General features: G+C 58.1%; 10 protein-coding genes and 1 tRNA gene. 7 read left to right on the top strand and 4 right to left on the bottom strand.

Annotation, left to right across the window (positions count from 1 at the left end):
- The 3 genes from ACH2ED_RS06270 to ACH2ED_RS06260 form a co-directional block, all read left to right on the top strand.
- Positions 1-99, top strand: a 99-nt coding sequence (locus ACH2ED_RS06270) for a hypothetical protein (RefSeq protein ID WP_395088189.1), incomplete at its 5' end; no start/stop codon positions are given.
- 110 nt (positions 100-209) lie between these two features.
- Positions 210-282, top strand: a tRNA-Trp gene (locus tag ACH2ED_RS06265).
- A gap of 95 nt (positions 283-377) precedes the next feature.
- Positions 378-824 (top strand): HNH endonuclease, encoded by a 447-nt coding sequence (locus ACH2ED_RS06260; RefSeq protein ID WP_395089389.1) that lies wholly within the window; start codon positions 378-380, stop codon positions 822-824.
- Here ACH2ED_RS06260 and ACH2ED_RS06255 read toward each other — a convergent pair.
- The 3 genes from ACH2ED_RS06255 to hisC are packed head-to-tail and all read right to left on the bottom strand — an operon-like array spanning position 778 to position 3,064.
- Complete coding sequence (locus ACH2ED_RS06255; RefSeq protein WP_395089387.1) at positions 778-1,131, bottom strand: hypothetical protein; 354 nt, start codon at positions 1,129-1,131, stop codon at positions 778-780. The genes ACH2ED_RS06260 and ACH2ED_RS06255 overlap by 47 nt on opposite strands.
- Complete coding sequence (gene aroF / locus ACH2ED_RS06250) at positions 1,128-1,970, bottom strand: 3-deoxy-7-phosphoheptulonate synthase (protein ID WP_395089384.1); 843 nt, start codon at positions 1,968-1,970, stop codon at positions 1,128-1,130. Before aroF ends, ACH2ED_RS06255 begins: the two co-directional genes overlap by 4 nt.
- Entirely contained in the window at positions 1,958-3,064 is a 1,107-nt protein-coding gene (gene hisC, locus ACH2ED_RS06245) for a histidinol-phosphate transaminase (RefSeq protein WP_395089382.1), read from the bottom strand. The genes aroF and hisC overlap by 13 nt, the downstream gene beginning before the upstream one ends.
- 60 nt (positions 3,065-3,124) lie before the next feature.
- Between hisC and ACH2ED_RS06240 the strand changes: the two genes are divergently transcribed.
- Genes ACH2ED_RS06240 through ACH2ED_RS06225 form a run of 4 tightly spaced genes read left to right on the top strand, consistent with a single transcriptional unit; the run spans position 3,125 to position 6,676 of the window.
- Positions 3,125-4,600: an LCP family protein gene (locus tag ACH2ED_RS06240; RefSeq protein ID WP_395089379.1), complete on the top strand. Its 1,476-nt coding sequence runs from the start codon at positions 3,125-3,127 to the stop codon at positions 4,598-4,600.
- 1 nt (position 4,601) lies between these two features.
- Positions 4,602-5,636: a DUF3866 family protein gene (locus ACH2ED_RS06235; protein ID WP_395089378.1), complete on the top strand. Its 1,035-nt coding sequence runs from the start codon at positions 4,602-4,604 to the stop codon at positions 5,634-5,636.
- 13 nt (positions 5,637-5,649) lie between these two features.
- Positions 5,650-6,126: a hypothetical protein gene (locus ACH2ED_RS06230; RefSeq protein ID WP_395089376.1), complete on the top strand. Its 477-nt coding sequence runs from the start codon at positions 5,650-5,652 to the stop codon at positions 6,124-6,126.
- A 4-nt stretch (positions 6,127-6,130) separates the two neighbouring features.
- On the top strand, positions 6,131-6,676 hold the full coding sequence (locus ACH2ED_RS06225; RefSeq protein WP_395089374.1) for an NUDIX hydrolase: 546 nt from the start codon (positions 6,131-6,133) through the stop codon (positions 6,674-6,676).
- On the opposite strand, the gene ACH2ED_RS06220 is transcribed toward ACH2ED_RS06225, so the two are convergent.
- Positions 6,664-8,397: a hypothetical protein gene (locus tag ACH2ED_RS06220; protein WP_395089372.1), complete on the bottom strand. Its 1,734-nt coding sequence runs from the start codon at positions 8,395-8,397 to the stop codon at positions 6,664-6,666. The genes ACH2ED_RS06225 and ACH2ED_RS06220 overlap by 13 nt on opposite strands.
- Between the last annotated feature and the right edge of the window lie 2 nt (positions 8,398-8,399).

Below are 8,399 nucleotides of genomic sequence, written 5' to 3'. Positions count from 1 at the left end.
TTGATCGCTCCCATTGCTATGGAAGAGGGTCTTCGTTTCGCGATCCGTGAGGGTGGCCGAACGGTGGGTGCGGGAGTCGTCTCTAAAATTTTGGCCTAATACTTTACGCTGTCCGGCTCTGGCAACCCAGAGCCGGATATGGTAAGATTCGGTGTCTTTGGGAATAGGATTCGGGAAATAGAAATACTATTCAAAATAAGAAAAAATAAGGGAGTTTAGCTCAGTTGGTAGAGCACGCGCCTCCAAAGCGCGGGGCCAGGGGTTCAAGTCCTCTAACTCCCGTTAGAAATAGCCGCATTTAATGCGGCTGTTTTTGTTTTATATTTCTTTTCGGTTTTTGTCTTCTTCAGGAGTGTCGGGCATAAAGAGTACTGAAAATGCCGATGCCAAAAAAGCCGAGAATGAAGTGTAATCGAACTGTTTGTGCTAATTCTGTTCGTCGTCCCGTAGATATTTATTGTTGCAAGACGTGCCAGCACGAGCATGAGTATGAGATCTATATCTCTGCCTGGTCAGCAGGGGAGCGCAGCGGTGCGCGGGCGGAGGTTTGTGTTTCGAAGCACGTTCAACGTTGGGTGCGGAGGACGTTCGGGGAGCATTGTTGCCAGTGTCACTGGGCGGAGCGAAATCTGAACACAGGGAGGATTCCGCTACATCTGGATCATATTGATGGCAACTGGCGCAACAATCGCCCGGAGAACTTGCGGTTGCTCTGTCCCAACTGCCATGCACTCACGGCGACATACGGAGCGCAGAATCGCGGCAATGGCCGTCCGTTTACTGTCCAGAAAAAGGCGGTAACTGTCGGTCTAGAAGCTTCTTGATTTCTTTCAATTTCGTGGCGTGGCCGTAGAACTCCACATGGCTCCCGGTGAATTTGGGCGTAACAGAAGCCTTGATCGTGATAGACGACCAGGGAAGAACGGGGAGAAGATAGCTGCTTTCTTCATCGGTGGGCTTGCCGCCGAGCTTGTTGACGGCGGCAGCGACAAATTTCTGGGTTTGTGCAGGCGGCATGTCGTAGTCGGCACCCACACCAATGGTTCCAGCAGCGGTGGCGATTGTCAGGCCGATCACCGTGACGAAAGCGCAGACGGTAACGGCGACAATTAGTCCGAGAAGCCGCTTCATGCGATGCCTCTATTTAGGGCGTTTGCAATGGGATGCAGCTCCGCCATTAAGGCTCCGAAGCCGTCGTGGGTAACTTGCTGAGGGCCGTCTTTGAGGGCGCTCTCGGGGTGGGGATGCACTTCGATGAGGAGGCCATCCGCTCCCACGGCGACGGCACCACGGCAGAGAGCAGCCACGAGCGCGGAGCGGCCCGTGCCTTGCGACGGATCCACGATCACGGGCAGGTGCGTGAGAGTTTTGAGGGCGGGGACAGCGGCCAGGTCCAGGGTGTTACGGGTGTAGGTTTCAAATGTCCGAATGCCGCGCTCGCAGAGAATTACATTGGGGTTGCCTTCCAGCAGGATATACTCCGCTGCCTGGAGCCACTCTAAGAGGCTCGCCGACATCCCACGCTTTAGGCAGACAGGGGTTTGGGTGCGCCCTACTTCGCGCAAGAGGTCGTAGTTTTGCATGTTGCGGGTGCCGATCTGGAGAATATCCGCATAGCGACAGACGGTCTCGACTAGGCGTGGATCCATGACTTCCGTGATGACCGGCAGGCCCGTCTCCGCTTTCGCCTCTGCCAGAATCTCCAGCGCCTCAATTCCCAGCCCGCGAAAGCCATAGGGCGACGTGCTGGGCTTGTAGGCACCGCCGCGTAGCACCGTGGCACCGAGAGCTTTGACAGCACGTGCCGTGGCGAGAGTCTGCTCACGGCTCTCGACGCTGCACGGCCCCGCCATGACGACGACCGGGCAGCCCTCGCCAATTGCGACGTTTCCAATGGTGACAATCGTGGAACGGGGCTTTGCGTTGCGTGCAGCGAGGGGGTAGCCTAGCCCATGGTTTAGGTCAGGCACAATGTTAGTGCCTCTAGGAATCGTGTGTTCTGCTCAGGGGTTCCGATCGTGACACGCAGGTGCGTCGGTAGGTCATTGGGAAAGGCGCGCACGATAATTCCCCGCTTGAGGAGTGCATCGAACATCGCTTTGGCAGGTCTGCCAGTGTTCACCACAATAAAGTTCGCACGTGTGGGCAGCCAGCTCAGCCCCAATATTTCAAAACCCGCGATGAGCTGCGCAATGCCATCGTCGTTATTCTTCTTGGTACGCGCAATAAACTCCGTGTCGTTGAGTGCCGCTGCCGCTGCCACCTGTCCCGCAAGATTGACATTGAAGGGGGAGCGGGCCTGGTTGATCAGACGGATCACTTCAGGAGCGGCCACGCCGTAGCCCACGCGGAACCCGGCAAGGCCATAGAGCTTAGAGAATGTCCGGAGGCAGATCACGGGAGCGTTCTCCTTGATCCAATCCAGGGCGCGTGGTACCTCGGGATCGTCTTCGACGTACTCGGCGTAGGCTTCATCCAGAACCAGAAACGCGCGAGGGGGAAGAGCTGCAAGAAGTATCTCGACATCGGCCTTAGAGATCACGGAGCCGGTGGGATTGTGCGGGTTCGCAACAAAGACCAGGCGAGTTTTCTCGGTGCAAGCAGCGGCCATCGCGGCGGTATCGTGGCGCATATCCCCTGCGGTGAGGGCGACTTTCACGGTCTTCGCGCCCGCCAGAGTGGCGGCCGTTTCGTAGAGCACAAACGTGGGGTCGCCCACCACAATCTCATCACCGGGCTCTAAAAACGTCAGCCCAAGCAGATGGATAATCTCATCGCTGCCGTTGCCAAAGATCAGAGAGTCAGGGGAGAGACCAAACTTCTCGGTGACAGCCTCGCGTAGTGCATGGCACGCACCATCGGGATAGAGCGCTAGGGTGGGGAGCGCGGCCTGGAGCGCGGCGATTCCCAGCGGGGAGGGACCCAGCGGATTTTCATTCGAGGCCAGCTTAATGATTTCCCCAACAATGCCCAGCTCCCGCTTGACATCTGCGATAGGCTTGCCGGGCTGGTAGGGGATAAGGTTTGAGATGCGGTTCGAGACCGCGAGGCGTTCGCAATTCACAGGAGAAGTTTACCTCATGACCCTAAGCGCCGGAACGATTTAGGGATATAATATAGTATAGTGAACGGACGAAGTAAAGTGAACGGAAAAGTAACTCCCCCCACAACCCGCCGTGCCAGTGTTCCCACTGCGCCACCACGCCGCCCTGGCCGCCGCCGCAAGAGAGCCAACCCTCTCCGAAAGTTAATTGGTTTTGGCGCTCTTGCCGCTGTGATTGGCGGTGGTATCTGGGCTGGGAAGCTCTTCACAGGGCTGACAGGAACCGCTGATCCGTCTACGTGGTGGAAGATCTACAGTGACCCCACTAAGTTTTTCAAGAAAGATAAGATCACGGTTCTGCTTATTGGTAAAGATTACCAGTACGATAAAAATTACCAGCGCTACACGGGCACTTCAAGCCGTGCGGATTCGATCATGTTGCTCACTCTTGATTTTAAGACTAAACATGTCTCCGCACTCTCGATTCCGCGTGACACTCGGGTTCATGTTGCGGGAAATACGGGCAAGATCAATGCAACCCTGAGCGCGGATACCTACCCAGGTAAGGGGGGGGCAAAGCTACTCTGTGAGGCGGTTGAAGATGTGACGGGAGTTAAACCCGACTTCTATATTGCCGTTAAACCTGATGCTGTTGGTAATCTTGTTGAGGAACTCGGTGGCGTAGATGTCGAGACGATTGATGCCTTTGAGTACCATGATAATAAAGCGGGTCTGCATGTTAAGTTGCCAAAGGGCGCGGTTCATATCGCAACCGCCAACGATGCCATTGGCTATGCACGCTACCGTGAAGTGGATATCTACCAGCGCAATCTTGATGGTTCCCCAATTGCCACAGGGCGTACGACGTTTCGTTTGAAGCCTCGTGAAGAGATTGCTAAACTGAATCAGTGTCAGGAGAATGGAGATGCGCGGCGCATGGTGCGCCAGCAAAATATGATCCGTGCGATGATTGCTTCGGGGAAGAAGCAGTTCTATCGCGCTCGGCCTATTGTCGAAATGGCCTTTAAGCAGTTTGATACCAACCTGGAGCGCAAACAGCTTCTGGCGGTTGCCTCGCTCTATCGCGCCACGCAGCCGGATCAGGTGGCGTCCGCGACACTTTTGGGGGAGTTTGAGAAAAAGAAGCCTTTCTTTTTTATCCCAGATCGTCGTAAGACCGAGGCAATGGTGCAGTGGTTGGTCAATGGCGATGAGCAGGCAGCCAATCGGGTGACGACGGTGGCGGTGCAGAATGCGACCGCTATCTCGGGGGCCGCGCGGCGTGCAGCGGAGCTGCTGCGGGATCAGGGGAACTTTGACGCTGACTACGTGAAAGAGGTGTCGAAGCAAACTGAGACGAAGACGATGATCTGGTTTACGAAGGCCACGAACAAGCCCCGTGCGGAGCGCATTTCCAAGCTGCTCGGCGGAGGGACGATTCAAAAAGATACGTCCCCGGACACAACGGGCACTCTCAAAGAGGCTAAGCCTGATATCAATGTCGTGCTGGGCTCCGATCTTGCGGTGCATCTGGGCGACCAGTCCGCGCTGCGCTAAGATGCCCCGTCTGGATTGTTTGGTTGCCACGATAACCTCCATAGAGCGCGTCACTGCCGCCGCACTCTGGGGGCGGGCACAAGTTGTAGGGGAGCAGACAGAGCGCAAGATTGTCGCTTACCCCGCACTGACCGGCCCGCTGAGCATGGGCGACGAAGTACAGCTCAATGTGACCGCGACTAATCTTTCGCTAGGCACCGGTGGGGTGGATTTCGTGATGGGAAGCCCCCTCCCACCCAGAGGGTACCCTCTGGGTGGGGGGAATTCTGGTGGGGATGAGCACATCATCAAGCTTCGCTACACGCCGCTTCAGCACGCGGTGGCCGTGGCTGAGCAAAGCGCGGCGTGGGACGATACCGGGGCAGCGCTGGAGGGTGTGCGCGTCGTGGCCTGCTTGCTGCACAGCCAGGTCGCACTGGTAGCGGCGGCGGCGAAGGCGGCGAGGCCGGATGTACGCATCGCCTACGTGATGACCGACTCGGCGGCACTTCCCCTGGGATTCTCCACGCTGGTAGGGCAGCTTCGCGCGGTGGGGCTACTGGACAGCACGCTGACCTGTGGGCAGGCGTTTGGCGCGGAGCGCGAGTGTGTGACCTTGCCCTCGGCTCTTATTGCCGCGTCTGCTCTCGAAAAAGCGACCCTGATCATTGTTGCACCCGGGCCAGGAAATGCGGGCACGGGGACGCGCTATGGGTTCTCGGGGATCGAGCAAGCATGGGTGCTTCAGGTCGCTGCGGCTCTGGGCGGGCGGGCGATCTGTTGCCTACGTGCCTCCGAGGCGGATCCGCGTGCGCGGCATCGGGGTGTCTCGCACCATAGTCGCACGGTTCTGGAGCTCTGTGGTGCCCGCCCTCTGGCGGGCTGGCCTCAGGGAACACCGCTGCCAGATAATATTGCCGCTGAGCTGATCCTGACCGACCCGGAACCGGGGCTGCTCTTGTTAGAAAAAAATAAAATCCGCGTCACGAGCATGGGAAGATCCGCCGAGCAAGATCCGCTGTTCTTCCGTGTGAGTGCTGCATCAGGGTGTGTGTGATACACTTATGGGAATGCTTTTTACCCCCGACGATTCTGAGTTCGCTGCTTTTGAGACCCGCTTTCGCTGGTTTGAGCACGTCTTGCTCGCAGCCTGGAACGAGATCCAGGCCGACGACGAAGTGCCTGCACCGCTCCACTGGCTCACGCTCTTGTCCGAGGGAACGGATCTGGATATTGAAGATGTCGAGTGCAGCCTGGCCTACCAAGCGGGCTCGGGCTACTGTGCGACGATCTGGGATGCGAGTGGAGTGGAAGATGACCTACCGTGGGCTGTCTTTCTTGTGGATGACTTTGGGGCGCGTCTTCTGCCCGAGTACAGCCTTTTTGAGGGGGAAGAGGAGCTTCCCAGTACGGCACTCGAAGCGGTTCTGGCACGGGCAGAACGGGAGCTTCCCGACTTGCTCCTCTCCGGTACGTTAGACCGCACTGGTGAGTCGCTGAGCATTCCCGAGTGGCTTGAAAAACCGATTTTTATTGAGGAAAAGTAAAAAAATGAACTTGACTGAGACTGTCACCGAGAGCCAGCGGCTCTACGAGGGGCGTGTTGTGAGCCTGCGTGTAGACAGCATCGTGCTGCCCAACGGGAAACCTGGTAAGCGTGAAGTCGTTGAGCATGGTGGAGCAATCGCCGTGGTGGCGCTGGATGCGGCGGGCAATGTCTTGCTGGTACGGCAGTTCCGTCTGCCGACAGGGGGAACCCTCTTAGAAGTACCTGCAGGAGGGATCGAGGCGGGAGAAGACCCAGCGCTTGCGGCGGGGCGTGAGCTCGCCGAGGAAATTGGATTCACCCCCGGAAAGCTTACCCCGCTCTATGAAGCCTACGTGGCACCGGGCTACTGCACCGAGAAGATCTGGGGGTATCTGGCAGAGGAACTGGTGTCTGCACCGGGATCCCACACGGACCACGATGAGTTTGTTGAGACCGTTTCTCTCTCCCTCGACGATGCTCTGGAGGCGATCACGGACGGGCGTATTCAGGATCTGAAATCGGTAGCTTGTTTGACCATGGCGGCACGTCTTCTGGCTCAGCGTGGCTGAGACTTGACATAGTCTAGGTCCCAGAAGAAAGCCGAAAAGTCGTTGCCAAACTGGGGCTCTTTGATGGGGGTCACCTGGAATTTCTGGATCGCAGGCAACAGCTCCTGCGGGTACGAGATCCGTTCACGCAGGGCGTTGCTTTCGGTGGTTGGCAGAAGTTCTGAGAGGGAGAAGAGCCCGATTACCCGCCGGTAGGTCTTTGCCCAGGGCTGGATCGCTGCATTCTCGGGCCGATCCCAGCGGAGGGAGGGTGTGATACCAAAGCCCACAATCTCCTTGTGAAGCTGCCGCTCCATCTCCCGAAAGTCGGTTGCACTGGTAGGTAGGAGTGTCACGGGCACATTGGCGTAGTAAGCCATCGTCAGTGCATCGTCCGCAGCAAGGACACCATCGCCCTGGGTCTGGATCCGCTCCAAGTACTGCCCACTGGCTCCCAGGAAACTATAGAGGCGTGGGGGAGCGGGGGCGGCACGCAGTGCGAGGAGCTGAGCGATTCCGGAGAGGCAGCACCCAAAAGTCCAGAGGAGCAAGATCCCTCGGCTATGGAGCCGGGGGAGGCGCCGGGCATGTACTACTGTCTCTAGAAAGCCTGCGCCCAGCACGGCAACCGCGGGCGCATAGAGCAGGAGCACTTCGGCACACTCCTCTGCGGGAAAGAAAAGACTCAGAGCGGCAAGATGTAGGGGAAGTGCCAGCAAGAGCAACCGACGAAGCGTATTGAGCCGGTCGTCCGTAAACCGGATCAGGCTTGAGGTAAGAAAGAGAAGCAGCGCAAGACCCAGTGTGGCCACGGAGCGCGGAATCAGCTCCATGAGGGTCTGCCCTGTTCTGGCCGCCACTTCGACATGGCCGCCGCGCGACAGATAGCTGGTGAGGGTGGCGGGCAGAGAAGTGGCATGGTAAAGCACGGTTCCCGGGTAGCTCTCGGTTCGCATGGTGAGCTCGAGCCCTCGGCTATGAAACAGAGGGTTGTGTGCAAACTTGTAGGCACGAAGAAACTGCGGGGCGGCCACGATGCTAGCGGCAATACCGAAGGCCAGTACCGCTCTCACATCTCTGCGAGTTATGCGAATGATGTGCCAAAAAAGTAGGGGGAGCAGCAGAAGGGCAGAGTAGATCGTCAGGAACAATAGTCCCCACAGTACACCGGTGATAATCGCCAGCGAGAGAGGAGCGCGCTTGCTGGACATACGAACATCGAGGGGAACCAGGGTGGCGTACAGGAGTGCCCCTAGCAGAGCGAGCAGGAGTCCCGGGCCAGGCAGGACGGTGGCAAGGATTGCGCCGCCACTCCAGACAAACAAGAGGGCTGCGCGGCGACCGTCGCGCTGCGGGAACCAGCGACGGGCAAGCCAGAGGGTTACCAGGCTACTGACCAGCAGCAGGAGAATTCCCAGGAGGGTCGCCGCACGCTGGCCTTGGCCCCCCCGTGTCTCTTTCAAGGCTTTCATGCTCACTGCGGCCAGCCCTGTGTAGAGAATCCCATGGCGCATGTCCGGCAGGGCACCGTCTCCGTAGGCACTCAGGCGGCTCGCATCCAGTGGACGTAGAAAAGGGGTTCCCAGCCGATTATTTGCTGCTGTGTAGCGTGAAACCAGCACCTGTTCCATTGCTGCGGGGGGCAAGGCTATCGGGGCCTTGAGGCGCGGGAGCAGAAGCAGGCAAGGAACTGCCAGCAACAGGAGGGTGAGCGCATTGCGAACCAGCCGATTCAGAGTCATCG

This window comes from Armatimonas sp. (assembly GCF_043757465.1).
In the GTDB taxonomy this organism is placed as follows: Bacteria; Armatimonadota; Armatimonadia; order Armatimonadales; family Armatimonadaceae; genus Armatimonas.
Note: the sequence above shows the minus strand (reverse complement) of the source record. Positions and strands in the feature narration are given on the sequence as shown.